The 25,182-nt window shown below is 67.1% G+C and carries 26 protein-coding genes; 12 read left to right on the plus strand and 14 right to left on the minus strand.

Annotated elements, in window-relative coordinates:
• Positions 1-304 precede the first annotated feature (304 nt).
• The 4 genes from ACNR9O_RS05230 to ACNR9O_RS05245 form a co-directional block, all read right to left on the minus strand.
• Positions 305-991 carry an SH3 domain-containing protein gene (locus tag ACNR9O_RS05230; protein ID WP_473682320.1) on the minus strand — a complete coding sequence of 229 codons (687 nt, stop codon included), beginning with the start codon at positions 989-991 and terminating at the stop codon, positions 305-307.
• An 89-nt stretch (positions 992-1,080) separates the two neighbouring features.
• A complete protein-coding gene (locus ACNR9O_RS05235; protein ID WP_473682319.1) occupies positions 1,081-2,385 on the minus strand; it encodes an amino acid permease in 1,305 nt (434 codons plus the stop codon).
• Positions 2,382-3,467: an aromatic ring-hydroxylating oxygenase subunit alpha gene (locus ACNR9O_RS05240; protein ID WP_473682318.1), complete on the minus strand. Its 1,086-nt coding sequence runs from the start codon at positions 3,465-3,467 to the stop codon at positions 2,382-2,384. Before ACNR9O_RS05240 ends, ACNR9O_RS05235 begins: the two co-directional genes overlap by 4 nt.
• A gap of 87 nt (positions 3,468-3,554) precedes the next feature.
• A complete protein-coding gene (locus ACNR9O_RS05245; protein WP_473682317.1) occupies positions 3,555-5,426 on the minus strand; it encodes a 3'-5' exonuclease in 1,872 nt (623 codons plus the stop codon).
• Between the two features lie 127 nt (positions 5,427-5,553).
• Between ACNR9O_RS05245 and ACNR9O_RS05250 the strand changes: the two genes are divergently transcribed.
• Positions 5,554-6,021: a VOC family protein gene (locus ACNR9O_RS05250; RefSeq protein ID WP_473682316.1), complete on the plus strand. Its 468-nt coding sequence runs from the start codon at positions 5,554-5,556 to the stop codon at positions 6,019-6,021.
• On the opposite strand, the gene ACNR9O_RS05255 is transcribed toward ACNR9O_RS05250, so the two are convergent.
• Positions 6,022-6,945 carry an oxygenase MpaB family protein gene (locus ACNR9O_RS05255; RefSeq protein ID WP_473682315.1) on the minus strand — a complete coding sequence of 308 codons (924 nt, stop codon included), beginning with the start codon at positions 6,943-6,945 and terminating at the stop codon, positions 6,022-6,024. It lies immediately after the preceding gene.
• A gap of 308 nt (positions 6,946-7,253) precedes the next feature.
• Between ACNR9O_RS05255 and ACNR9O_RS05260 the strand changes: the two genes are divergently transcribed.
• Positions 7,254-8,351 (plus strand): 3-deoxy-7-phosphoheptulonate synthase, encoded by a 1,098-nt coding sequence (locus ACNR9O_RS05260; RefSeq protein ID WP_473682314.1) that lies wholly within the window; start codon positions 7,254-7,256, stop codon positions 8,349-8,351.
• 38 nt (positions 8,352-8,389) lie between these two features.
• On the opposite strand, the gene ACNR9O_RS05265 is transcribed toward ACNR9O_RS05260, so the two are convergent.
• Positions 8,390-8,815, minus strand: coding sequence for an OsmC family protein (locus tag ACNR9O_RS05265; protein ID WP_473682313.1), 426 nt, complete (start codon positions 8,813-8,815; stop codon positions 8,390-8,392).
• A gap of 149 nt (positions 8,816-8,964) precedes the next feature.
• On the opposite strand from ACNR9O_RS05265, the gene ACNR9O_RS05270 reads away from it, so the two are divergent.
• Together ACNR9O_RS05270 and ACNR9O_RS05275 are read left to right on the plus strand one after the other, a co-directional pair.
• On the plus strand, positions 8,965-9,243 hold the full coding sequence (locus ACNR9O_RS05270; protein ID WP_473682312.1) for a GNAT family N-acetyltransferase: 279 nt from the start codon (positions 8,965-8,967) through the stop codon (positions 9,241-9,243).
• Between the two features lie 48 nt (positions 9,244-9,291).
• Positions 9,292-9,969, plus strand: coding sequence for a DUF1345 domain-containing protein (locus ACNR9O_RS05275; RefSeq protein ID WP_473682311.1), 678 nt, complete (start codon positions 9,292-9,294; stop codon positions 9,967-9,969).
• Positions 9,970-10,218: 249 nt separating this feature from the next.
• Here ACNR9O_RS05275 and ACNR9O_RS05280 read toward each other — a convergent pair whose 3' ends face one another.
• Positions 10,219-10,701 (minus strand): YajQ family cyclic di-GMP-binding protein, encoded by a 483-nt coding sequence (locus tag ACNR9O_RS05280; RefSeq protein WP_473682310.1) that lies wholly within the window; start codon positions 10,699-10,701, stop codon positions 10,219-10,221.
• Positions 10,702-10,787: 86 nt separating this feature from the next.
• On the opposite strand from ACNR9O_RS05280, the gene ACNR9O_RS05285 reads away from it, so the two are divergent.
• Together ACNR9O_RS05285 and ACNR9O_RS05290 are read left to right on the plus strand one after the other, a co-directional pair.
• On the plus strand, positions 10,788-11,966 hold the full coding sequence (locus tag ACNR9O_RS05285) for a BaiN/RdsA family NAD(P)/FAD-dependent oxidoreductase (protein ID WP_473682309.1): 1,179 nt from the start codon (positions 10,788-10,790) through the stop codon (positions 11,964-11,966).
• 72 nt (positions 11,967-12,038) lie between these two features.
• A complete protein-coding gene (locus ACNR9O_RS05290) occupies positions 12,039-12,926 on the plus strand; it encodes an NAD(P)-dependent oxidoreductase (RefSeq protein WP_473682308.1) in 888 nt (295 codons plus the stop codon).
• Here the strand turns inward: ACNR9O_RS05290 and ACNR9O_RS05295 are convergent, their stop codons facing one another.
• Both ACNR9O_RS05295 and ACNR9O_RS05300 read right to left on the minus strand, forming a co-directional pair.
• Positions 12,927-13,421 carry a YaiI/YqxD family protein gene (locus ACNR9O_RS05295; protein ID WP_473682307.1) on the minus strand — a complete coding sequence of 165 codons (495 nt, stop codon included), beginning with the start codon at positions 13,419-13,421 and terminating at the stop codon, positions 12,927-12,929.
• On the minus strand, positions 13,418-14,302 hold the full coding sequence (locus tag ACNR9O_RS05300) for a PhzF family phenazine biosynthesis protein (protein WP_473682306.1): 885 nt from the start codon (positions 14,300-14,302) through the stop codon (positions 13,418-13,420). Before ACNR9O_RS05300 ends, ACNR9O_RS05295 begins: the two co-directional genes overlap by 4 nt.
• Before the next feature lie 139 nt (positions 14,303-14,441).
• Between ACNR9O_RS05300 and ACNR9O_RS05305 the strand changes: the two genes are divergently transcribed.
• From ACNR9O_RS05305 to ACNR9O_RS05320, 4 genes are all read left to right on the plus strand, one after another.
• Complete coding sequence (locus tag ACNR9O_RS05305) at positions 14,442-15,047, plus strand: rhomboid family intramembrane serine protease (protein WP_473682305.1); 606 nt, start codon at positions 14,442-14,444, stop codon at positions 15,045-15,047.
• A 103-nt stretch (positions 15,048-15,150) separates the two neighbouring features.
• Positions 15,151-15,522 (plus strand): hypothetical protein, encoded by a 372-nt coding sequence (locus ACNR9O_RS05310; protein WP_473682304.1) that lies wholly within the window; start codon positions 15,151-15,153, stop codon positions 15,520-15,522.
• A 121-nt stretch (positions 15,523-15,643) separates the two neighbouring features.
• Positions 15,644-16,681, plus strand: a complete 1,038-nt coding sequence (locus ACNR9O_RS05315) for an aminopeptidase (protein ID WP_473700746.1) — start codon at positions 15,644-15,646, stop codon at positions 16,679-16,681.
• Positions 16,682-16,776: 95 nt separating this feature from the next.
• The gene (locus tag ACNR9O_RS05320; protein ID WP_473682302.1) at positions 16,777-18,051 is read left to right on the plus strand and encodes a dicarboxylate/amino acid:cation symporter; all 1,275 of its coding nucleotides are present in this window, start codon (positions 16,777-16,779) and stop codon (positions 18,049-18,051) included.
• Positions 18,052-18,058: 7 nt separating this feature from the next.
• Here the strand turns inward: ACNR9O_RS05320 and ACNR9O_RS05325 are convergent, their stop codons facing one another.
• The gene (locus ACNR9O_RS05325; protein WP_473682301.1) at positions 18,059-18,871 is read right to left on the minus strand and encodes a cytochrome c; all 813 of its coding nucleotides are present in this window, start codon (positions 18,869-18,871) and stop codon (positions 18,059-18,061) included.
• A 348-nt stretch (positions 18,872-19,219) separates the two neighbouring features.
• Between ACNR9O_RS05325 and pncB the strand changes: the two genes are divergently transcribed.
• On the plus strand, positions 19,220-20,416 hold the full coding sequence (gene pncB, locus ACNR9O_RS05330; protein WP_473682300.1) for a nicotinate phosphoribosyltransferase: 1,197 nt from the start codon (positions 19,220-19,222) through the stop codon (positions 20,414-20,416).
• A 63-nt stretch (positions 20,417-20,479) separates the two neighbouring features.
• Here pncB and ACNR9O_RS05335 read toward each other — a convergent pair whose 3' ends face one another.
• From ACNR9O_RS05335 to ACNR9O_RS05345, 3 genes are all read right to left on the minus strand, one after another.
• The gene (locus ACNR9O_RS05335; protein ID WP_473682299.1) at positions 20,480-21,280 is read right to left on the minus strand and encodes a MetQ/NlpA family ABC transporter substrate-binding protein; all 801 of its coding nucleotides are present in this window, start codon (positions 21,278-21,280) and stop codon (positions 20,480-20,482) included.
• Between the two features lie 85 nt (positions 21,281-21,365).
• The gene (locus tag ACNR9O_RS05340; protein ID WP_473682298.1) at positions 21,366-22,049 is read right to left on the minus strand and encodes a methionine ABC transporter permease; all 684 of its coding nucleotides are present in this window, start codon (positions 22,047-22,049) and stop codon (positions 21,366-21,368) included.
• On the minus strand, positions 22,046-23,056 hold the full coding sequence (locus ACNR9O_RS05345) for a methionine ABC transporter ATP-binding protein (RefSeq protein ID WP_473682297.1): 1,011 nt from the start codon (positions 23,054-23,056) through the stop codon (positions 22,046-22,048). Before ACNR9O_RS05345 ends, ACNR9O_RS05340 begins: the two co-directional genes overlap by 4 nt.
• 93 nt (positions 23,057-23,149) lie before the next feature.
• Here ACNR9O_RS05345 and ACNR9O_RS05350 point away from each other — a divergent pair, with 93 nt between their 5' ends.
• Positions 23,150-23,635: a glutathione peroxidase gene (locus ACNR9O_RS05350; protein WP_473682296.1), complete on the plus strand. Its 486-nt coding sequence runs from the start codon at positions 23,150-23,152 to the stop codon at positions 23,633-23,635.
• On the opposite strand, the gene dacB is transcribed toward ACNR9O_RS05350, so the two are convergent.
• On the minus strand, positions 23,620-25,179 hold the full coding sequence (gene dacB, locus ACNR9O_RS05355) for a D-alanyl-D-alanine carboxypeptidase/D-alanyl-D-alanine endopeptidase (protein WP_473682295.1): 1,560 nt from the start codon (positions 25,177-25,179) through the stop codon (positions 23,620-23,622). The two genes, ACNR9O_RS05350 and dacB, sit on opposite strands and share 16 nt — an antisense overlap.
• Between the last annotated feature and the right edge of the window lie 3 nt (positions 25,180-25,182).

Raw genomic sequence — 25,182 nt, forward strand, 5'->3', positions numbered from 1 at the left:
ACGTCTTTCGCTGATGGTGGAATGGGCCCGCACCCCTTGGATCTTCGCTATCGGCGGGCTTGAAGCCTGTGTTTCGCTGGAGCGGTGGCAAAAGCTATGCCATGGGCAATAGCGCCAAAATGGGTGTAGAAACAGTCGGTTACCAGTGAAGGCGTCTGCACGAACATGAATGAGGCGCAGAAGATGTATGCGCTTTGTCACAAGATGACAGGGCGCGGCTCGGACGAAAGTGATAGGCCAAAGGGCGAACGCCACGGGCGGGCCGTGGCGGTCGCCCGAACGTGGCCGATACGAGGAGAAGCGATCAGTTGCCGCCCTGCGTCGGCGCGGGGCGAGGCTGCGGCCGCGGGCGCGGCGCGGAGCCGTTGCCCGGCCCAGGCGGGCGGGTTCCGTTGCCGGGGCCGGGCGGCCGCGTGCCGCCATTGCCGGGACCCGGGGGACGCGTTCCGGGACCGGGCCGGTTGCCGTTGCCCGGCGGTCGCGTACCCGGCCCGGGTCCTGGCCCTGGATGGGGTCGATGGCCGCCATGACCTGGAGGCCGCGGCGGTGGCGGGCGGACGATCGGCCGCGGCGGCGGCCGGTGGATCGGGCGATGAATGGGGCGGTGGTACCAGTAGTCGCGCTGGCGATAGAACGGACGGTCGCTGTAGTAGCTGCCCCAGTAGGCGCCGATCACGAAGGAGATGATCGGGATGCCGACGCGCGCGCCGTTATCGCGCACGATCACGCGCTGGTCCTGATAGGTGTACTGGACGTAGTCGCCGGATACCCACCCGCGCGTCCCCATGGTGACCACGTCGCACCATTCCCAGCCTTCGGTGCAGCCCTGGATGGACACCGCGGTGCCCAGCGGTACGACGGTGACGACGGGGTATTGCGTATCGGGGCCGGCGCGCAGGTTCACGTTGCCGGTGACGTAGCCGTCGGCGGCGAAGGCGGGCAAGGCCACGCAGGCGAACAGAGCAAGTGCGTACTGCAGGAGACGTCTCATTGCGTTCACTCCCGGGCAGTCGGATGGATGGCCAGCGGGCTGGCCGGCGCACTGTGGCGCCTGGTCCGGTCCGCTGCAAGCGAACGGCGTCAGGATTCCGGGGATATGGGTTTCGCCGTCGCGCGAAGCCGTTGCCAAAGGAAGACCGGCAACCCGAGCAGCAACAGCACACCGCCCCACAGCAGCGCTTCGGCGCCCGTACCGATCAGCGCCCACAGGCTATAGGCCAGCGCGAGCACTGCCACCACACGCTTGGCCAGGCTGGCCGACTGCTCGATGCGCCACCAGGCCAGCACGCTGAGCACGTAGGGCAGCAGCGTGGCCGCGGTCGACAGCAGGATCGACAGGGTGAACAGCGCCACCAGCGATTTGCTGCCGTTGGCGGCGATCAGCACGCTGGCCAGCACGCTGCTGAGCAGCAGGCCGAACCACGGCGTACCGCGCGCGTCGGTACGCGCGAATGGGGCGGGAAACAGGCCGTCCTGCGCGGCTGCGTACGGCGTCTGTCCCTGCAGCAGCACCCAGCCGTTGAGCGCGCCCAGGCAGGACACCGTTGCCACCAGTCCCATCGCCCAGCCGGCGGCGGGACCCCAGACCTGCGCCGCGGCCGCGGCCATCGGCGCGGCGGAAGCCTGCGCCGCCGCGCGCGGCAGCAGGCCGATCACCGCGGTGCAGGCGAGCATGGTGGCGATGCCTGCGATCAGCATGCCGGCCACGGTAGCGCGCGGCACCGTGCGTCGCGGGTCGCGCACCACGCCGGTGGGAACGGTCGCCGCTTCCAGGCCGAGGAAGGCCCATAGCGTGAGCGCCGCCGTGGCGGTGGTCACCGACGGCAGCGATTGCCCGCTCGGGTTGAAGGGGTGGTACGACGCGCCGTGGACCAGGGCGAGGCCGACGATGCCGAACACAAGCAGGGGGATCACCTTCAGCGCGGTAGTGACCAGCTGCATGCGGCCTGCCTCGCGCACGCCGGCCGCATTGATCGCGGTGCACAGCCACAGCACGCCCAGCGCCGCGGCCGTGCCGCGCCAAGGTTCGGCATTCGCGGCGGGCCAGACCGCGCCGAGGCTGCCGGCGAAAGCCACCGCGATCGCCGCATTGGCGGTCCACACGCAGATCCAGTAGCTCCACGCCGCGACGAAGCCGGCGCCGTCGCCGAAGGCGAGCCGTGCATAGGCATAGGCGCCGCCGTGGTTGGCGACGATCTGCGCCAGCCATGCGTGCACCAGCGCCAGCAGCAGCGCACCGGCCAGGGTGAACGCCCAACCGAGCAGGCTGGCCGCGCCATAAGGCGCAAGCGACGCGGGCAGCACGAATACGCCCGAACCGATCATGTTGCCCACCACCAGCGCGGTGAGCATCCATGGGCCGAGCAGCCGTGCCGGGGCCGTCATGCGTGGGCGCTTTCGCGGTAGGCGCGACGCAGCAGTTCGTGGAAGTGATGCACGGCGTTCTCACGCAGAGGGTTGAGCCGGCCCGCCTCATAGGAGCCGGAGGCTAGCCCGCGCTGCACGTCTTCGCAGATGGTCACGTCCTCCACCTGTACTTCGTCGCTGAAAGCGATGTCGGCGGCGCGGCGTGCCTGCGCGGCCTCGCCAACGTCGGGCGCGTAGTAGAAGTCGAATTCCACGCGGCAGCGGTCCACGCCCAGCGGCAGCACGCGGTTGGTCTGCAGGCGGCCGGGCAGGATGTTGAGCATGGCGTTCGGGTAGAGGAAGTAATACAGCGCCTCGCCGCTGCCGTAGAGGTCGCTCGCGCTTTCCAGCGGGCTGAACTGGTAGGAGTACCACTCGGCCGTCTCGGTGATGTAGCTGCGATAGTCGAGCAGGCTGTTGAGGCCCGGATGGATGTGCGGGACGTGGTAACCCTCCAGGTAGTTGTCCACGTACACCTTCCAGTTGCAGGCGACGTCGTAGCCGACGCGATGGTGGAACTCGAAACCATCCAGCGCGCGGCCCGCGCCCAGGCGTGCGTCGATACCGTCCACGAAGCGCTCGAACGGCGGCGCTTCGCCGACGGCGACGAAGACCAGCCCTTGCCAGAGCCGTACGCGCACTTCGGGCAGGCGGATCTGGCTCGGGTCGAAATCGGGCGTGCGCCCCATCTCCGGGGCGCCGCGCAGCACGCCGTCGAGGCCATAGGTCCAGCCGTGGTAGCGGCAGCGCAGCGCCTTGGCGCCCTTGCCGTCGCAGCTGGCCAGCGGACCTGCGCGATGGCGGCAGACGTTATGGAAGGCGCGGATGGTGTGTTCGTCGCTGCGTACGATCAGCAGCGGCAGGCCGGCGATGTCAGTCACCACGTGGTCGCCCGGCGCCGCCAGTTGCGCGCGATGGCAGACCAGTTGCCAGCTGTGCGCGAATACCGCGCGTGCGTCGAGCGATGGCGCGGCGGGGTGGGTATAGAAACGGGCGGACAACGCCAGCGCATGATCGAGCGCCTGCGGTGCGAGGACGTCGGGCGAAAGCAGTTCGGACATGACGGGGGCCGTCGGCGGCGATGGCCGAGTATCGGCCCCGCACGCCGGCGGCGTGAAGGAGCGCCGCAGCATGCGGCGCCGGCACGGTCACTGTTGGAGCTGGGCCTGTACTTCGTTGATCGAGTTGCGGATGCGCGCGCTGAAGATCGAATCGGCGTGGTGGATCATCACCAGCCGCTCGGTCGCGCGCGTCATCGCCACGTACAGCAGCCGCGCCTCTTCCGCCTCGTCCTTGCCCGGCATCGGCAGCGAGCCGAGGCCGGGGACGATCACCAGCGGGAATTCCAGGCCCTTGCTGGAATGCATGGTGACCAGCTTGACGGTGTCCTCGCCGGGCTTGAACAGCGCGCGCTTGCCGTCGCCTTCGGCGAGGCGGCTGGGAATCTCGGCGCGCTGCAGGGCTTCGTGCAGGCGCTCGCCTTCCCATGCATTGCGGAAGATCACGGCCATGTGGGCGAGCGGTCGGCCGAGCGTGCGTTCCTCGCGCAGGCGGTCGATGATCGCCGGCAACTGGTCCTCGGTGCGCTCCACGCGGATCAGCTCGGGCAGGGCGCCCCGGCGGCCGGCGCTTTCGGGCGTCACCAGCGGCACGCCGTCGCCGTCCTCGTCGTCGCGGCCCAGCAGCAGTTCGTTGGCGAAGCCGCGCGCCACCGAGAGGATCTCCAGGGTGTTGCGGTAATTGAGCTTGAGGATGGTGGTGCGACCCTGCGCCTGCACGCCGAGGCTCTTCCAGCTCAGGCGCTTGCGGTCGGGCTTGCCGTAGATGTTCTGCGCGTCGTCGTACAGCACCAGCAGCGAGTTGGTGTTCGGATCGATCATTTGCACGATCAGCCGATACCACTCCGGCTCGAAGTCGTGGCCTTCGTCGATCAGCACGGCGCCGTACTGGAAGCGCGGAATCTGTCCCTTGTCGACGCCTTCGATCACCGCCGGCGGCAGCGCGTCGAAGAAACCGCGGCCGTCGGGCGGCAGTGGCACGTGGTACGCGGTGAGCATCGCGCGGCACCACTTGTGGAAGTTGTAGACCTGCACCTTGTCGCTGAGGCCACGTTCGCCCATCAGCTGGTCCAGCCGCGCCGCCAGCGTCTTGTTGTAGCAGAGCACCAGGATCGGCTTGTTGAGCGCGCGCGCCAGGTGCATGGCGCGGAAGCCCAGGATCATGGTTTTGCCCGAACCGGCCACGCCATGGATGATGCGGTGCTCGTCGCCCAGCGAGCGCGCCAGCTGCTCCTGCTGCGCGTCCATCACCTTGACCAGGTCGGGGATTTCGACCCTGGCGACGGCGCCGCCGGTGGACTGGTCGAACAGGCCGAACTGGCCCGAGCCGGGTTCGACGCGGATTTCCGGGAACAGATGCCAGCGCACACGATCGATCTGCGGCAGCGTGAGCGCGGTGGGAAACACCTGCGGGTACATCGCCCACAACCGCTCCTGGAAGATCTCCGCGTCGACCGATTCGTACATCTCGTCCTGGCAGATCACCAGATGCGAGGGAATCACCGCGTCCAGGCCGCCGGCGTCGAACTGCTTGCGGCTGATGTTGGCCAGCACCACGCCGTAGCCCCACGGCATGATCAGCTTGCCCTCGTAGTGGTGGCCGGGCGGATGGCGCAGCGCCGGGTCGTGCTGGAGCAGCTTGTAGACCTCGCTGGCGCAGTCGCGCGCCTGCATCAGCGGGTTGTGCTCCTTCACACTGGAGCGGCCGGTGAGCAGGGTGAACAGAGTGGGATCGGCCTGCTGGATGGTGTCGGGCTTCCAGTCCTTCACTTCCAGCGTAAGCAGGCCGCGGCGCGGGTGGAACACGATGAAGTCCGGGCGGCGCTGGCGCGGGCCGATCGGCACGTCGTACCAAAGCAGGTAGTCTTCCTCGAGCTTCTGCTCCAGCCGTTCGGAGAAGCGCTTCTCCCCGCTGGTCATCCGCGACAGGCAGCTGTTTCGGGTTGGAATGAGCGTCGCCACCAGCGGCTTCCCTTCAGACAGGTGGCGGCGACGTTAACGGATCACGGTTCGGTGTCAATTCGCGAGGGGGCGGACGGCGCCCGGCGGAGGGTGCATCATGGCCGTTCCATCCCCCAGGAAGACCGCCATGGATGCTTCGTCCTTGCCCGTGATCCACGAAGTTTTCCCGTACCTGCGCGTGCACGACGCGGAGGCCGCGCTGGATTTCTACCAGCGCGTGTTCGGCGCGCGCCTGCGCCTGCGGCTGGACGAAGCCGGCACCGGCAAGATCGGCCATGCCGAGCTGGTGTTCGGCGAGAGCGCGGTCGTAATGGTGTCGGACGAGTATCCGGAGTACGGCATCGTCGGCCCGAAGTCGGTCGGCGGCATCAGCATCACCTTGCACCTGCACGTGGATGACGCCGATCGCTTGATTGCCCGTGCGGTGGAAGCCGGCGCCGAACTGGTACGACCGCCGGCCGATGCGTTTTATGGCGAGCGTGGCGGCACGATCCGCGACCCGTTCGGACACGAGTGGCTGATCGGCCACACCATCGAAGAGGTCAGTCCCGAGGAAATGCAGCGCCGCTACGATGCGTTGATGGCCGGCGACTGATCAGCGCCAGCGATACAGCGCCTCCGGCGGCACGCCGACGCGCCGGCAGGCGCGGCTGGCGATGCCTTCCTTGAGCGCGGCGCGGAACAGCGGGGACATCGCCCACAGCGTGCGCGCCGCCATTCGGGCCTGGGCGCGCTGCAGCGGCGTGCGCTCCAGCAGCGCGGCCGCCCAGGGCGGGAGCAGGGAAGCGCCGGCGAGCAGGAACAGGTCGCGCGAGAGACCCGCCGCCGGCACCGGCAGGCGTACCTGCGACAGGATGCCGAGCACCGTGCGTGCGCGTTCGCCGTAAAGCAGTTCGGACCGCGTGCGTTCGAAGTATGCCGTCACCTGCGCTTCCGAGGCCGGCACGTCGCGCGCGCCCAGCGCCTCGGCGATGCGGCGCACTTCGTCGTAGTAGCGGTCGGTCGCGCCGGGCGGCATGGGGATATGGCTGAAGCGGCGATAGCCTTCGAGGAAGCTGTGCGCCTCGGTGACATGGACCCAGGTGAGCAGGTCAGGGTCGTCCGCCGCATAGGGCCGCCCGTCTTCCGCCGTGCCGACGACCTGGGCGTGGATCTGCCTCACATGGTCGATCAACTGCTCGGCCTGCCCGCGCGGCGCGTAGGTGGTGCCGCCGACGAAGGCGGTGGTCCGGCGCAGGCGGCCGACCAGGTCCTCGCGGAAATTGGAGTGATCCCACACGCCGGCCAGGGCCCGCGGATGCAGGGTCTGCAGCATCAGCGCGGCCAGGCCGCCGGCGAGCATGCCCGGAAAATCCGAGTGCACGCGCCAGGTGGCGCTATCGGGTCCGAACAGGCCTGGATCGCCAGCCGGATGGTCGTAGTCCAGGCCGCCGCTGCCATGGCGGGGGAAGGCGCCGAGCACCCAGCGGCGGATCGAGGCCTGAGCGGGAAGCGTGAGGAACTGGATCGGAGAGGGCATAGGCCCCGAATTCTAGCGGGCGGCCATGCGTGTGCGTTTGGAAGGCCAAATGCATTGGTTGCGAACGCAACCGAATCGGCATTTTCCAACCGGGGGTTTGCATTCGCCGGATGCTGTGTTATCCATACGTCCCATGACCTTCCCCTCCGCCCGCTATTACTTTTGGTTTTACGGCTATCCGATGCCGGCGGCGGAGGAAGGGGCGCGATCGTAAGAAGCAAGATCGAAACCTCATCCAAGAAAGCCGCCAGCTCCACTGGCGGCTTTTTTAATGGCCGCCGCTGGAACCCCCCACCAGGAACCGAGCCATGACACTGCCCCACACCGACGACCTGCGCATCCGCGCCATCACGCCCTTGAGCACGCCTGCCGCGGTGATGCGCGACTGCTTCGCCGGCGAGCGCGCCCTCGATACCGTGGCCCACGCCCGCGCGGCGGTGCACGACATTCTTTCCGGCCAGGATGACCGGCTGGTGGTGGTGATCGGGCCATGCTCGATTCACGACACCGCGGCCGCGCTGGAGTACGCACGGCGGCTGGTGGCGCAGCGACGCCGTTTCGCCGACACGCTGGAGATCGTGATGCGCGTGTATTTCGAGAAGCCGCGCACCACGGTGGGCTGGAAGGGCCTGATCAACGACCCGGACCTGGACGGCAGCTTCCGCATCGACAAGGGGCTGCGCCTGGCGCGCACGCTGTTGCGCGACATCAACGAGCTGGGCGTGCCGGCCGGTTGCGAATTCCTGGACATGATCACGCCGCAGTACATCGCCGACCTGGTGGCCTGGGGCGCGATCGGCGCGCGCACCACCGAGAGCCAGGTGCACCGCGAGCTCGCTTCGGGGCTGTCCTGCCCGGTGGGTTTCAAGAACGGCACCGACGGTAACGTGAAGATCGCGGTGGACGCGGTACAGGCCGCCTCGCAGCCGCACCATTTCATGGCGGTGACCAAGGATGGCCAGACCGCCATCGCCAGCACCGAGGGCAATGAGGACTGCCACGTGATCCTGCGCGGCGGCAAGCTGCCCAATTACGACGCGGCCAGCGTGGAAGCGGCCTGCGAAGCCATCGCGCGCACGGGTCTGGCGCCGCGCCTGATGGTCGATGCCAGTCACGCCAACAGCGCCAAGCGGCCGGAAAACCAGCCGCGCGTGATCGACGATATCGCCAGCCAGGTCGAAGACGGCGAGCGGCGCGTCATCGGCGTGATGGTGGAAAGCCACCTGGTCGGTGGCCGCCAGGATCTGGTACCCGGCGAAGCACTGCGTTACGGCCAGAGCATCACCGACGGCTGCATCGATTGGGACGCGTCAGTCGGCGTGCTGGAACGGCTGGACGAGGCGGTGCGCCGTCGCCGAGCCGGCGGCGGCGTAGCGGCGCGTCTGCGTCAGGCGGTCGGTTGCTGACGGGATGCTCGAGCGCCTGGGTCGGACATGGTCGATCCTCAGCCTTCCAGGGCGGCGTCGAGTCCGATCTGCGCCTTGAGCACTTTGGATACCGGGCAGTTGAGCTTGGTGTCCTGCGCGATGCGATCGAACGCGGCGGTGTCGATCGTCGGCACGTTGGCGCGGCAGGTGAGCTCGACCGAGGTGATGGCGAAACCATTGCCGTCCTTGTCCAGAGTGACGACCGCACGCGTCTGGATATGGTCCGCGGTGAAGCCCGCCTCGCCCAGCGCGGCAGCGAGGGCCATGGTGTAGCAGCCGGCATGCGCGGCGCCGATCAGCTCCTCCGGGTTGGTGCCCGGTCCGTCCTCGAAACGGGCGCGGAAGCCATAGGGCGTGTCGCGCAAGGCGCCGCTGCCGGTGGAGAGGTTGCCCTTGCCATCCTTGAGATTGCCGCTCCAGGCGGCGGACGCGGAACGTTTCATGCTGCGCTCCCGGTGACGGTGAGAAGCGCAGCATGCGCTGCGCCGGATGCAGGGAATGCGAACGACTTGTTCACGCACGCGCCATTCACGGCGAGAGGCCGGCCCGCTGTCTTATGCTGCCGCGCCTGGAATCCCACGGAGAGCCATGCATGAGCTACGAGATCAAGCACCAGCCCAATGAGCAGCGCTTTTCCACCGCGGTGGAGCTGGAGCTGTGCGTGCTCGATTACACCCTGTCGGGCGACGTCATGACCATCACCCACACCGAAGTGCCGCCACCGGTGGAAGGCCGGGGCATCGCTTCGGTACTGGTCAAGACGGCGCTGGACTACGCGCGCGAGCGGCATTGGAAGGTGCGGCCCGCGTGTTCTTACGCCAACGCATGGATGCGCCGCCATCCGGAGTACGAAGACCTGCGCGCGGGTTGACGGCATCGCTATCATCCTGCCGGTCGCCCATGGCCGAGGAGGGCCGCGATGAACAGTACGGTGCCGGGAAAGACCCGGCCGAAGACGCACCGGCGCTTCCACTATCTGCGTTCGCGACCGCGGTTGATGGTCTCGGCGGGGATCTTCCTCGCGGCGCTTGGGGTATTGCAGTTCTGCGGGCTGCGGGCCTCCATGGTGTTGCTGCTGGCGTTCGATTTCGCCGCGCTGGTGTATCTGGTCCTGCTGGCCGTGCTGTTCTCGCGCGCAAGCCCGGAACTGATGCGCTGCCAGGCGCGCGCGCAGGACACCGGGCGCTGGGGCTTCCTGTGGAGCGCGATCGTGCTGACCGCCGTGGTGATGGTGGCGCTGGGCGCGGAGCTGCACGGCGGCCAGGATGGAGGTATGGGCGCCATTGCGCTGGCCGCGGGCAGCATCGTGCTGTCGTGGCTGTTCATGAACACCATGTTCGCCATGCATTACGCGCATGGCTATTACGGCGACTTCGGCAAGAAGCACGAAGGACTGGAGTTTCCCCAGACGCCGGAACCGGATTACTGGGACTTCGCGTACTTCGCCATCGTGATCGGCATGACCTTCCAGGTCTCGGACGTGCAGATCACCAGCCGCTACCTGCGCCGCGTGGCGCTGCTGCACAGCGTGATCGCGTTCTTCTTCAACGTGTTCATCATCGCGTTGAGCGTGAACGTGGTGGCCGGTAAAGCTTGATGCGCTTGCTCCCTCTCCCCGGCGGAGAGAGGGCTGGGGTGAGGGGGACCTGCGAAGCGTAGAAGCGGGAACCTTTCTTTTAAAGCATGCGTCGCTTCGCAGAGCCTTCCCTGCGAGCACCGCCCCTCATCCGGATGTGACCGAAGGGAATCCCCGTGGGACCGCCACCTTCCTTGCTCCTCGGAGCAGAGCACATCCTTGTGCTCTCCCCGCGGACTCCCCGGTGGGGAGAAGGATTCACTAGGGGACTCAGTCGCGGAAGTTATCGAACTGCAGCGGCAGTTCCACTTCCGCCTTGCGCAACACCTGCATCGCCAGCTGCAGGTCGTCGCGCTTCTTGCCGGTGACGCGCAGCTTGTCGCCGTTGATCTGCGCCTCGACCTTGAGCTTGGCCTCTTTCAGCGCGGCGACGAGTTTCTTGGCGATGGGCTGCTCGATGCCCTGCTTGACGGTGATCTTCTGGCGCGAGCCGCCCAGGTTGGTCTCGGGATCGGCCAGGTCCAGGGCGCGGACATCGATCTTCCGCGACACGAGGCGGCCGCGCAGGATGTCCAGCATCTGCTCGAGCTGGAATTCGCTCGGCGCGCTCTGGGTAATCACGAACTTGTCCAGCTCGAACTTGGCGTCCGTGCCCTTGAAGTCGAAGCGGTTGGCCAGTTCGCGGTTGGCCTGGTCGACGGCGTTGGTGAGTTCGTGCTTGTCGACTTCGGATACGACATCGAAGGAAGGCATGGGCATCTCTCGCGGGGAAAACGGATGAGGAAGTGTACGCGGGTAGGCGATAATCCGTCCCCTTGCGGACTGCGGCGGGTGATGGCGTGAAGGTGGATGTGCTGGTGATCGGCGCGGGCGCGGCCGGCTTGATGTGCGCGATCGTGGCCGGGCAGCGCGGCCGGCGCGTGCTGGTGGTGGACCACGCCAACAAGCCGGGCAAGAAGATCCTGATGTCCGGCGGCGGACGCTGCAATTTCACCAACCTGGGCGTGACGCCGGCCAATTACCTTTCCGCTAACCCGCACTTCGCCAAGTCCGCCCTGGCCCGCTACACCCCCGCCGATTTCATCGCGCTGGTCGAAAAACACCGCATCGCCTACCACGAGAAAGAGCTGGGCCAGCTTTTCTGCGACGAGTCTTCCAAGCTGATCGTGCGCATGCTGCTGGACGAATGCGTTGCCGTCGACGCCCGCGTGGAGACCGATTGCGCGGTCGAAAGCGTGCGCAGGACGGAGGAGGGTTTCAACGTGCGCACCGCGCGCGGCGAGGTGCACGCACAGTCGCTGGTGGTTGCCACCGGTGGCCTGTCCATCCCCAGCATGGGCGCGACCGGTTTCGGCTACGAACTGGCGCGACAGTTTGGCCACGACGTGCTGCCGACCCGCGCGGGGCTAGTGCCGCTGACGCTCAGCGGCAAGCACCAGGAACGCTACCAGGATCTGGCTGGCGTGGCGCTGCCCCAGGTGGAAGCGCGTGTAGGCAAGCGACGCTTCCGCGCCGGCATGCTGTTCACCCATCGTGGCCTCAGCGGCCCGGCGATCCTGCAGATCTCGTCGTACTGGCAGCCCGGCGACGACCTGCGCATCGACCTGGTGCCCGGCCAGGATGCCGGCGGTTGGCTGCAGGCGCAGCGTGGCGCGCGTCCGGGGATGGAGCTGAAGAACGTGCTGGCCGACCTGGTGCCGCGCCGCCTGGCGCAGCGGTTGTGCGAGGTGTGGTTCGAGAGCCGGCCGATGAAGCAATACCGGCCGGCCGAACTGGACGAGATCGCCGCGCAGCTGCGCGACTGGCCGGTCGTCGCCAGCGGCACCGAGGGCTATCGCACGGCGGAAGTGACCTTGGGCGGCGTCGATACGGATGGCCTGTCGTCGAGCACGATGCAGTCCAAGCGGGTGCCGGGGCTGTACTTCATCGGCGAAGTGGTGGACGTCACCGGTTGGCTTGGCGGTTACAACTTCCAGTGGGCGTGGGCATCCGGTCATGCGGCTGGCCAGGCAGTCTGAGTCACGCCGCGTCCACCCGGCCGGGCGCACGGTTGCGCGTCAGGCGTGGGTTTCCTTGCAGAGGGTTTCACTATGAAAGTCGGTTTCATCGGCCTGGGCGCGATGGGCAGCGCGATGGCCAGCAATCTGATCAAGGCCGGCCACAGCGTGACGGTATGGAATCGTTCGCCGGAGGCTGCCGCGCCACTCGCCTCGCTGGGCGCGAAAGTGGCCGCCACGCCAGGCCGTGCGGCACAGGGCGACGCGCTCTTCAGCATGCTTGCCAACGACAAGGCGGTGCGCGAGGTCGTGCTGGACGGCGGATTGCTGGAAGAGATGGACAAGGGCACGGTGCACGTCAACCACGCCACGGTATCCGTGGCGCTGGCACAGGAGCTGGCGGCAGCGCATGCGGAGCGCGGCGTGGACTATCTCGCAGCACCTGTGTTCGGGCGTCCGGACGTAGCGGCTGCCGGCAAACTCAACATCGTGGTGGGCGGCAAGCCGGCGGCGCTTGAGCGCGTGCGGTCGCTGCTGGAGGCGATGGGCAGCGCGATCTGGCCGATGGGCGATGCGCCGGAGCGTGCGAACGTGGTGAAGATCGCCGGCAATTTCATGCTCGGTGCGGCGATCGAGAGCATGGCCGAAGCCACGGCGCTGACTCGCGCGCATGGCGTGAGCGCGGCGGATTTCCTCGGCCTGATGACTGGCACGCTGTTCGCCGCGCCGGCTTACCAGGGCTATGCCCGGCTGATCGCCGAGCAGCGCTTCAAGCCGGCCGGCTTCGCGCTGCCGCTGGGCTACAAGGACATCAACCTGGCGCTCGCCGCCGGCGATGCGGCGAGGGTGCCGCTGCCGTTCGCCAGCGTGCTGCGCGACAGCCTGCTCGAAACGCTGGCGCTGGGTGACGAGGACGTCGACTGGTCGGCGTTGGCGACTTTGGCGGCCCGCCGCGCGGGATTGGATCGCGGTCAGCCTTGATCAGCCGCGCGCCTTGCGTGCTTGGCGCAGGCGCACGAGCCAGCTGTCGAGCTGATTGGCGAAGGCCTGCTTGTCGCGGGCATGGAAGGCCGCCGGCCCGCCGGTGTCGACGCCGGCGCCGCGCAGTTCTTCCATGAAGTTGCGCATGCCCAGGCGCTGGGCGATGGAATCCGAGGTGAACAGCTCGCCGCGCGGATGCACGGCCAGCGCGCCCTTGGCGATTACCTGCGCGGCCAGCGGGATGTCCTGTGTCACCACCAGATCGCCCGGTGCCACACGCTCGGCGATTTCCGCATCGGCGACATCGAAGCCGCCGGCCACCTGAATGGCGCGCACGAAGCGCGAGGGCGGCGTGCGCAGGAACTGATTGGCGACCAGGGTAACCGTCACCTGTTCGCGCTCGGCGGCGCGGAACAGGATCTCCTTGATCGCCGCCGGGCAGGCGTCCGCGTCGACCCAGATACGTGCGTCGGGGTGGGCCGCGGGGAGGTTCAAGCGGCGCCGTCCCAGCGCAGCGTGCCGTCGATCACCGTGTTGGTGCGTCCGCCGATCCACACGGTGCCATCGATGATGCGCACGCGCAGGCTGGCGTCGTGGCTGATCTCGCGGCCCTGGCTCACCGTGTAGCCGGCGGCGAGTGCGCCGTGCGGCTCGGCGTGGGCGATATAGGCTGCGATCAGGCCATTGGCGGCGCCGGATGCAGGGTCTTCCACGATGCCGACACCGGCGGGGAAGGCGCGCACCACCAGCTGATAATCAGGGTCTGCGCTACGTGCGAAGGCGCACAGGCCCAGACTGTCGGTGGCACGGGCGAGGGCGCCTATGGCCTGATGGTCGGGGACCCAGGCGCGCAGGCTGGCTTCGTCGGCGCATTCGGCCAGCCACCAGTGGCGGCCGCCGGCGACGTAGGCGGGCGGCAGGGCGCCCAGCGGGATGCCGGCCAGTGCGGCGGCGAGCAACGGGTGCGCGTCGGTGCCGGTCTTCTCCACGATGGCGTGCGGCGATTGCAGCAGCAACTGCCGCGCGTCACCTGCGCCCTCGACGCGAATGGGCAGCACGCCCGCGCCGCACTCCTGCCACAGCAGGCCGTCGCGCGGTGCGGCAAAGCCGCATTCGAGCACCGCGTGGGCGCTGCCGATGCTGGGATGCCCGGCGAAGGGGATTTCCTTGTGCGGCGTGAAGATGCGCACGCGGTAGCTGGCCTTCGGATCGTCCGGCGGCAGCAGGAAGGTGGTCTCGACCAGATCGGTCCAGCGGGCGAAGCGTTGCATCCGTGCGTCGCTCCAGCCGGTGGCATCGGTGACGACGCCGAGATGGTTGCCACCGCCATAAGAAGCGGCAAAGACGTCCAGATGCAGATAGCGAATGAGGGACATGAGGGGACTTGCGTCGCGGGGGAGGAAGCGCGGAAGCCGCGCATCATACGTTGCCGCAGGGCGGCGGGCGAGGTCGACAAGCGCCCGCGCGGCCGCCAAGATGCGCGTTTCGCCCGATCCCCGCTACAGGGAAACGTACATGCTGATCACCCTCGCCATCCTCGCCATCACCTGCATCGTGTCGTTCATGGCGTTCAACAATGGGCGCCTGATGCAGGACCTGATCCTGTGGCCGCCGGCGATCGAGAAGAAGAAGGAATACCACCGGCTGGTGACCTATGGCCTGATCCATGCGGACTTCGGGCACCTGCTGTTCAACATGATCACGCTGTTCTTCTTCGGTCGCGCGGTGGAGCCGTTCTACACCGCGCACCTGGGGATGACGGGGTTTGCGCTGTTCTACATCGGCGCGCTGGTGGTCTCGATCCTGCCTACCTACCTGGCCAACCGGCACAACGCGAACTATCGCAGCCTGGGCGCTTCCGGTGCCGTGTCGGCGGTGCTGTTCGCCTTCATCCTGAACGCGCCGTGGGCGCGCATCGTGGTGTTCGTGATCCCGATGCCGGCCATCATCTACGCCGTGCTGTACGTGATGTATTCGATCTGGATGGATCGCCACGGCCGCGACAACGTCAATCACAGTGCGCATCTGTGGGGAGCGGCTTACGGCATCGCCTTCACCGTGCTGGTCGAGCCCAACCTCATTTCGCACTTCCTGGGGCAGCTGGCGCAACCGCGGTTCTGACGCACGCTGCGGGCTAAACACCTGCCGCACGGTGGTTTTTCGCTCAGTGCGCGTTCAACGCGGCGAGCCTAGCTTGGGTGGCGTCAACCTCCCGAGGTGCCCCATGAAACGCCTGCTTGCCGGCCTGACGATCGCCGCCGCTACCGCGACGCTGTCGGGCTGCTATTACGATCCGGGTTACAGCTACGTGCGCAGTTCCACCTACGTCGGCGACGCCTACTACGGCAGCGGCGGCGGCACGGTGGTGTACGACGACGGCTATTACGCCCCGGCTTATCCGTCTTACTACGGCGGCGGCTACTACGGCTGCTGCTACGCGCCGCCCGTGAGCATCGGCATCAGCGGCGTGTGGTATGGCGGTTCGCGCTGGCACGATCGCGGCGGCCGCTATTGGGATCGCGGCGGTTCCTGGCGCGGCGGCCATCGCGGCGGCTGGGGCGGTGGTCGCGGCCATTGGGACGGACATCACCACTGAGTCCTGGTCCATGCCGGCCCGTCGATAGCAGGGGCGCGCCTTGCCCGGCACAATCGCCGGCATGGGATATCCGGGCCGGACCGCGCCGTTACGACTGAACAGGCTCATCGCCCTCGTGGCGGTGGGCCTTTTGCTATCCGCCTGCGGTGGATTGCGTTACTACGCTCATGTGGCGCACGGGCAGGGCGAACTGCTGCTGCATCAGCGGGCCGTGTCCAGCGTGATCGCCGACCCGGCCACCGATCCGAAGCTGGCCGGACGGCTGCGACTGGCGCAACAGGCCCGCCGCTTCGCATCGCAGCGCCTGGGGCTGCCCGAAAACCGCAGCTATACGCGCTATGTCGAACTCGGGCGTCCCTATGTAGTTTGGAACGTGTTCGCCGCGCCACGCTATTCCGTGGATCCGGTGCGGCACTGCTTTCCGATCGCCGGTTGCGTGGCCTATCGGGGCTATTTCGAAGAGGCCAGGGCAAAAGCCGAAGCGGCGCGGCTGAAGGCGGACGGCAATGACGTGTATGTCGGCGGCGTCTCGGCGTATTCCACACTGGGCTGGTTCGCCGATCCGATCCTCAGCAGCATGCTGCGCTGGGACGACGACGAATTGGCCGGCACCATCTTCCACGAGCTGGCGCACCAGCGGATCTACGTGCAGGACGACAGCGCCTTCAACGAATCCTTCGCCAGCTTCGTACAGGAGCAGGGCCTGCGCGAATGGCGGCAGGCACAGGGTTTGCCGGCCCCGCTCGGCCATGATCAGGCGGTGGAGGATGGTTTTACCCGGCTGGTACTCGACCTGCGTGCCCGCCTGCGCAAGGCCTACGCCAAGGATGGCGGTGACGTTGCGCTGGAGTCGGCCAAGCAGGCGGAGATCGCGGCTTTCCGCGAGCGCTATCGCCAGTGGCGTGAGGCGAACTGGCCCGCGGACCATCGCTACGACGCCTGGGTGGCGGCACCGATCAATAACGCGCGCCTGCTCCCGTTCGGGCTCTACGATCAATGGAAACCGGCATTCGCCATGCTGTTCCGGCAGGCAGAAGAGCAGTGGCCGACGTTCTACGCGGACGTGCGCAGGCTGGCGCAGCAACCGAAATCCGAGCGGGACGGCAGGCTGCGCAAACTTGCGTCGGAATCGGCCCAGGCGCAATCGCCTGGCGGCTAGTATCGTTCTCGACAGGAAACGCTGTGTTGCCGTTTGGCCGTCCAGACGGCCGCGGCCGTTGTAAGGTCGATGTCTTCGCAGTGAGGAGAAAGGCCGTGAAGCTAGTCGCCTGGTGGCTTGGCATACGTTTCTGGAAGCGCGTGCTCGCGGGTTTCGTGCTGGGCGCGCTGGCCGGCTGGCTGTGCGGTCCTGGCGCCGTGGCGTGGTTCCAGCCGCTGGGCGAGGTCTATGTTTCGCTGATCAAGATGATCGCGGTGCCGCTGGTGTTTTTCGCGGTGGTCAACAGCGTGTCCAGCCTGCACGGCGTGCAGCGCATGGCGGCGCTGGGCGGGCGGACCTTCCTGTGGTTCGCGGTGACGGCGACGCTGGCGGTGGGCGTAGGGCTGCTGGTTGGACATCTGACCAATCCCGGCCTGGGCGTGGGGCAGTTGACCATGGCCGACAGCTACAAGGCGCGTGAAGTGCCTTCGGCGATCAAGGTGCTGCTCGATGTGGTGCCCACCAACCCGTTCCGCGCCCTGTCCGAGGGCAAGATTCTGCAGGTGATCTTCTTTGCCGGCCTGCTCGGCCTGGCGCTGGTGAAGATCGGCGAAAAATCCGCGCGTCTGCGTGAACTGTTCGGCGAAGCCAACAACGCGATGATCCAGGTCACGCGCTTCGTGCTGGAGATGACGCCGATCGGCACCTTCGGCCTGATCGCCGCGCTGGTTGCCGGCTACGGTTTCGAGAAGCTGCTGCCGCTGGGCAAGTTCGTGCTGGCGCTGTATGTCGCTTGTGCGGTGCAGATCGTGGTGGTGTATGGCGGTTTGCTGCTGACGCACGGGCTGAGCCCGCGGCGTTTCTTCCGCGGGGTGTTCCCGGCGATGCAGGTGGCTTTCACATCGTCATCCAGCTTTGCCTCGATGCCGGTGGCGCTGCGCAGCGTGACGCAGAATCTGGGTGTGTCGCCTGCGTACGCATCCTTTGCGGTGCCGCTGGGCGCGAGCATCAAGATGGACGGCTGTGGCGCGATCTATCCGGCGATCAGCGCGATCTTCGTGGCGCAGTATTACGGTCTGGCCCTGGAGCCCTCGCAGTATTTCGTGATCTTGCTGGCGTCGGTGCTGGGCTCGTTCGGTACCGCTGGCGTGCCGGGCACGGCGACCGTGATGGTCACGCTGGTGCTCAGTTCCGCCAACCTGCCGGTGGAAGGCATCGGCTATCTGGTGGCTATCGACCGCGTGCTGGACATGATGCGCACCATGACCAACGTGACCGGTCAGATGCTGGTGCCGGTGCTGGTGGCGCGGGAGCAAGGTTTGCTGGATCTGGATGTCTACAACCAGGAGGCGGATCAGTCATTGCACGCCGACGGACAACCGGCGCGCTGAAGGGACCTCAAGGCTTGGTTTTGCGGCCGGCCATGTGGCGCAGGTAGGCGAGCAGGGCATCCAGATCTGCGTCGCTCATCGCCTTGGTGTCGAAGCCCGGCATCTTCGCCTGCGGCCAATGCCGCAGCGATTGCGGATCGCGCACGTAGGCGCGCAGCAGGTCGGCGCGCAGGTATTCGGTCGGGTTATGCGGGATGTTGAGGTCGGGCCCCAGGCGCGCATCGCCCTGGCCGTTGAGGGTATGGCAGGCGAAGCAGTTGCGCTGGAATACCTCGAAGCCGCGGCGCACGGGGTTTTCGGCCGGCAGGGCAGGGTCTGGCACGACGGCGGGGAAGCGCGCGGCCACCGTGTCGAGCTTGCGGATGGAGGCGAGCTGGTAGGGCCATTGCTCCGGGCCGACACCGCCGGCTTCCGGGCGCGTCCAGACCACGTAGAACGGACCGGCGCTGGCGGCCTTGGCGGGCAGGGCCGGCCAGGGCCTGGCGCTGTCCTCTATGGCCAGCCAGGCCTCCGCACCGTGGCCGTCCAGGATCAGGGCGGCGGGCACCTCGGCGGCGAAGCCGTCGTTGGCGACGAACTGCAGGTGATCCGATGCCGCCAGGCCGGCAAGCAGAGCCTTGAGCGGCACGGCGCGGTAGCGCATGGCGCGGTGGTAGGCCACGTCCGCCGGGATATCCACCTCGCGCGCGTCCGGCCGGGCGGCCAGCTTCGCGCCGTCGAGGGTCTGCGGGCCGCGCCCCAGGTCGAGCTTCAGTTCGGCAGCGCCGGCAGGCAGGGCGATCAGCAGTGCGAGCAGGCACAGGCGGCGAAGCAGGGGCATGACGGACTCCTTGTCGGAAAGCCGCGCATTGTAGTGGTCCTGTCGCGAAGCTGGCGGAAACCTGAACCGATCCAAATAGGCCCTTGAACTCCGTTCGGGCCGGCCACACTAAGCCATCGTATCGCCGTGAGGCGACATGAGATGGTGCAGACGATCGCATCGTCGGGGGCCGCCTCTTTTTCTCCCCCTCTTTGTAGAGGACGGCCTGACAAGACCCCGGTAGCTACTCCCCTGGCTACCGGGGTTTTTCATTTTCCGGGTTTCGTTTTTCGGGGTCGCATTCGTCCGCATCGCACGGAGATAATCGGGGACGGCGTGCGCGCCGCTTCTCTCTTCCGTGGATCCGCGATGATCATCCGCTCGTTGCTCGACACCGATCTGTACAAGTTCTCGATGATGCAGGTGGTGCTTCACCACTATCCGGCCGCGCAGGTCGAATACCGTTTCAAGTGCCGCAACCCGGGCATCGACCTGGTGCCGTACATCGGCGAGATCCGCGCCGAGCTGGAGCAGCTGTGCAGCCTGCGCTTCAGCGAGGAGGAACTGGACTATCTGCGCAGCTGGCGTTTCATCAAGAGCGACTTCGTCGATTTCCTCGGGTTGTTCCAGCTCAACGCCAAGTACGTGAGCATCGAGCCGGCCGAGAGCGGCAACGGCGAGATCGAGATCCGCATCGTCGGCCCCTGGCTGCATACCATCCTGTTCGAAGTGCCGCTGCTGGCGATCGTCAACGAGGTGTATTTCCGCCACATGCATCCGGGCCTGGACCTGGCCGAAGGGCGTCGCCGCTTGCGCGAGAAGATCGCGCTGCTGCGAGACACCGCCGGCTACGACACCTGCAAGATCGCCGACTACGGCACGCGCCGCCGCTTCTCGCGCGAATGGCATGCGGAAGTGGTGGAAACCCTGCGCGATGGCCTGGGGCCGCAGCTGGCCGGCACCAGCAACGTCTGGCTGGCCTGGAAGCTGGGCCTGACGCCGCTGGGCACGCTGGCGCACGAATACCTGCAGGCGCATCAGGCGCTGGGGCCGCGCCTGCGCGATTCGCAGGTGGCCGCACTGGAAACCTGGGCGAAGGAATACCGCGGCGACCTGGGCATCGCCCTGTCCGACGTGTATGGCCTCAGCGCGTTCCTGCGCGATTTCGATATGTATTTCTGCAAGCTGTTCGACGGCACGCGCCACGATTCGGGCGATCCGTTCGCCTGGGGCGAGCGCGTGCTGGCGCATTACCGCGCCAACCGCGTGGACCCGCGCAGCAAGGTCCTGGTGTTCAGCGATGGCCTGGACATCCCCAAGGTGATGCGCCTGTACGAGCATTTCCGCGGACGTTGCCTGCTCGCCTTTGGCGTGGGCACCAATCTCTCCAACGACGTCGGCCCCACGCCGCTGAACATCGTGATCAAAATGATTCGCTGCAACGGCCAGCCAGTGGCCAAGCTCAGCGATTCGCCGGGCAAGAACATGTGCGAGGACAAGGCCTATGTGACCTACCTGCGGCAGGTGTTCGACATTCCGGTACCGGTCGATGAGGCGGTGGCCTGACGCTGAAACGAGAAACGCCGGGCATGACCCGGCGTTTCCTCATGGGGCAAGCACGGGCCGCGTTCAGAACGCCGGCAGCACCGCACCCTGGTACTTCTGCTCGATGAAGGCCTTCACCTCGGGGCTGTTCAGCGCCTTGGCGAGCTTCTGCACGCGCGGATCGTCCTTGTTGTCGGGACGGCCGACCAGGTAGTTCACGTAAGGCGAATCCTTGCCCTCGATCAGCAATGCGTCCTTGGTCGGATTGAGGCCGGCGGCGAGCGCGTAGTTGGTATTGATCAGCGCCAGGTCCACTTCGTCGAGCGTACGCGGCAGCATCGCCGCTTCCAGCTCGCGGAACTTCAGATGCTTCGGATTGGCGGTGATGTCTTTCTGCGTCGCCAGTTCGTCGTTCGGGTTCTTCAGGGTGATGATGCCGTTGCGCGCCAGCAGTAACAGCGCGCGGCTGTTGTTGCTGGGGTCGTTCGGCAGGGTGACGGTGGCGCCATCGGGCAGGTCGCCGATGCTCTTGAGCTTGCGCGAATAGGCGCCGAACGGCTCGATATGCACGCCGGTGACGATGGTCAGCTGGGTGCCGCGCTGGCGATTGAATTCATCCAGGTAAGGCTTGGTCTGGAAGTAATTCACATCGACGGCTTTCTCGACCACCTGGGTGTTCGGCTGCACATAGTCGGAGAACACCTTGATCTCCAGCTCGACGCCTTCCTTTTCCAGCAGCGGCTTGACCTGCTTGAGGATTTCCGCGTGCGGCACGGCGGTGGCGGCAACGATGAGCTTCTGGCTGGCGGCGTCGCCGCCGGAGCCGGAGGACGAGCAGCCGGCCAGCGCGAGCAGGGCGGACAAGGCGACGAGCAGCTTCTTCATGGAGGGCGGACCCTTGATGCGGTGCATCAGAATAGCCGTCCATACGGCCGGTTGCAAAGTTGCCGCCGGCGCGGGCCTTTCCCCGTCAGTGCCTGGTGTAATGGGCGACTACGCGGTCGCCGACCATCTGCAACAGTTGCACCAGAACGATCAGGAGTACCACGGTCACCACGGTGTAGTCCGACTTGTAGCCGAGATAGCCGTAGCGGTAGGCCAGGTCGCCCAGACCGCCCGCACCGACGGCGCCGCCCATGGCGGTATAGCCGACCAGGGCGATGCCGGTGACGGTCACGCCGGCGATCAGGCCGCCGCGCGCCTCGGGCAGCAGCACGCGGGACACGATCTGCCAGGTATCGGCGCCCATGGCCTGGCTGGCCTCGATCACGCCGCTGTGCACTTCGCGCAGCGCGGTTTCCACCAGGCGCGCGAAGAAGGGGGCCGCGCCGATGACCAGCGGCGGGATCGCGCCGCGGATGCCCAGCTTGGTGCCGACCAGCACGTAAGTGAGCGGCATCAGCACGATCATCAGGATGATGAAGGGAATCGAGCGCAGGATATTCACCACCAGCGATAGCGCCGCATAGAGCTTAGGCATCTCGCGCAGCTGACCCTTGCCGGTGAGATAAAGCAGCACGCCCAGCGGCAGTCCGATCACCACCGTCAGCGCCAGCGAGCCGCCCAGCATCAGCAGCGTGTCGAGGCAGGCGCGGCCGATCTCCGCCCAGTCGTCGATCTGGGGGAACACGTTTTGCAGCAAGGGGGCGGTCATCGCGTCAGCTCCTCGATTTCGATACCGGCGGCGCGCAGCGCGACAAGCGCCTGGTCCACGCCGTCGCCCTGCATGGCGAGCGTCAGCTGGCCGTAGGGAAGGTCCTTGATGCGGTCGATGCGTCCGGCCAGGATGTTGAAGTCCACGCCGGTTTCGCGGGCGACCCGGCCCAGCGCCGGCGTCCACGTTGCTTCGCCACGAAAGGACAGGCGCAGGACACGGCCCGGCACGTGAGCGTAGGGCGCCATTTCACCCGCGGCTTCCTCCGGCAGTGCCTCGTTGACGAAGCGCCGCGTGGTCGGATGGCGTGGATGCAGAAACACATCGGCCACCGTGCCCTGTTCCACGATGCGGCCGGCATCGAGTACCGCCACGCGATCGCAGACCCGGCGCACGACGTCCATTTCATGGGTGATCAGCACGATGGTGAGCTTGAGCTCGCGATTGATCTCCGCCAGCAGGTCCAGCACTGCGGCGGTGGTCTGCGGATCCAGTGCGCTGGTGGCCTCGTCGCACAGCAGGATGGATGGCCGGTTGGCGAGGGCGCGGGCGATGCCTACCCGCTGCTTCTGGCCGCCCGAAAGCTGGGAGGGGTATTTGGCCGCGTGCTCCACCAGCCCGACCCGACGCAGCAGTTCGTCGACGCGTCCGCGGATCGCGCCTTCGTCGCGCTCGCCGGCCAGCCGCAGCGGAAAGGCGATGTTATCGGCTACGGTCTGCGAGCTGAGCAGGTTGAAGTGCTGGAAGATCATGCCGATGCGCCGGCGCTGGGCGCGCAGTCCCCAGTTGTCCAGGGTGGTCATTTCCTTGCCGTTGACCTGGATGCTGCCGCCGCTTGGGCGTTCCAGCAGGTTGATCAGCCGGATCAACGTGGACTTGCCCGCGCCGGAATGCCCGATGATGCCGAACACCTCGCCATCGGCGATGTCCAGGCTGAAGGGGCGCAGGGCGGGGATGTCCTTGCCGTCGACACGGTAGGACTTGTGGACATCGACGAAGCGGATCACGACGGGCCTTGGACAATGACCGGAGGCGGCATTCTATGCCAGGGCGGCCGGGCTTGGCGTAGACTCCCGCGCACCCTTGCCGGAGCCCATGTCATGACCACTGCCTACGACTTCAGCGCCCGTGACATCGACGGCAACGAACGCTCGCTCGGCGAGTGGCGGGGCAAGCCGATGCTGATCGTCAATGTCGCTTCCAAGTGCGGCTTCACTCCGCAGTACGAGGGGCTGGAGAAGCTGTGGCGTGCCGAACGCGACAAGGGGCTGGTGGTGCTGGGTTTTCCGTGCGACCAGTTCGGCCACCAGGAGCCGGGCGACGAGGCGCAGATCAAGAACTTCTGCAGCACCAGCTACGATGTGAGCTTCCCGATGTTCGCCAAGATCGAGGTGAACGGCGACGGCACGCATCCGCTCTACCGGTGGCTCAAGAGCGAGGGCAAGGGCATCCTCGGCAGCGAATCGATCAAGTGGAACTTCACCAAGTTCCTGGTCGATCGCGAGGGACAGGTCGTCAAGCGTTACGCGCCGACCGATACGCCGGAGAAGATCGGCAAGGACCTCCAGGCTCAGTTGGCCGGCTGAGCCGCCACCGCGCCGGCCTTCTCCGGCGATGGGGCATCCGCGCGCATGCCGGCCAGCATCACCGCGATCGCATCGATATCGCGGCTGGCGCCGGGAGCGCCAGCCGGCGGATCGTAATTGTTGAGCATGATGGCGAAGGCCAGACGCTCGCCGCCCGCGGTAGTGACATAGCCGGCCAGGCAGTGCACCAGCGACATGCTGCCGGTCTTGGCACGCAGATTGTTGCTCGCAGGCGTGTCGCGCATGCGCCATTGCAGCGTGCCGTCGACGCCCGCGACGGGCAGGGCCTCCAGCAGCGTCGGTGCGTAGGATTGCGCGGCGAGAAAGGACAGCAGGCGCACCATCGCGCCGGGCGTGCTCAGATCGCGGCGCGACAGGCCGGTGCCCTCCTCGATCACCGTCGCGCCGGGCGCCACGCCCATGCGCTCGAGCAGTTGGCGCAGGCCGCGCACGCCCCAGTTCTCGGTGCTGAGAAAGCCGGTCGGCGGGTTGGCCCCCTGCATCGCGTCGGATTGCGCGCGCACGCCGGCGATCAGCAGCAGGTTCTGCAGATACAGGTTCTGCGAACGCTTGAGCCCGCGCTGCAGGATCTCGCCCAGCGCAGGCGACAGCACTTCGGCGACTACCTCGGTGTCCTCGCGTAAGGATTCGCTGCTCTGCGGCCAGTGCAGCGCGCGCACGCCGCCCTGCACGGACACGCCGTGGCGCGCCAGGGCGGTACGCAATTGCTCGCCGGCCAGCAGCGCCGGATCGAACGTGGCGAGCTTGAAGCGCTGTGCCGCGCCGCGCGCAGCAATGTTGCCGAAGGCGTAGAGGGTGCGATCACCCGGTGCACGGTAGAGATTGATGTCGTTGCGCACCGATGGCGCGCTGGTGGTGATGCGGTCCAGTACCTCGGGCAACGCACCGGCCGGGTCCAGTGAAACGATGGCGGGCCGGCCCTCGTGCGCGGCGGGGGTAATCGTCACGTCTACCTGGTTTTCCTGCACGCTCAGCGCGGATGTCGGTACCGCGAACCAGCTCTGCAAATCCGCGGCTTCCCAGCCGGAACCCATCGCCGGACTGGCGAAATACGTGTCGTCGGCGATCAGGTCGCCCTTCACCGTATGGATGCCGCGCGCGGCGACCTGTTTGGCCATCCGATCGGCCCAGTCGGCCGTCGATGCGTCGGCGCCCAGCGTGGGGTCGCCCATGCCGTAGAGGATCAGCGGGCCGTCCAGCACCGCGCCGCGCTGATGGTCGCGTGCCAGCAGGCGGGTGGGGATGCGGTAGTCGGCGCCCAGCTCGCTCAGCGCGAGAGCCGCCGTGAACAGCTTGGCGGTGGACGCGGTCTGGTACAGGCGGTCGCCGTCATGCGCATAGAGCAGGTGGCCGGTGTCCAGCGAGACCACCGCGATGCCCCAGCGAGCGCCGGCGAAGCGCGGCTGGGCGATATGGGCATCGATGCGCGCGGCCAGCGAAGCGCCGTCCTCGGCATGTGCGGCGGCGCTCAGCAGCAGCGCCGCCGGCAGTATCCATCCACGGATATGGCGTAGCACGTTCATGGC

Source organism: Dyella sp. CR10 (assembly GCF_055814425.1).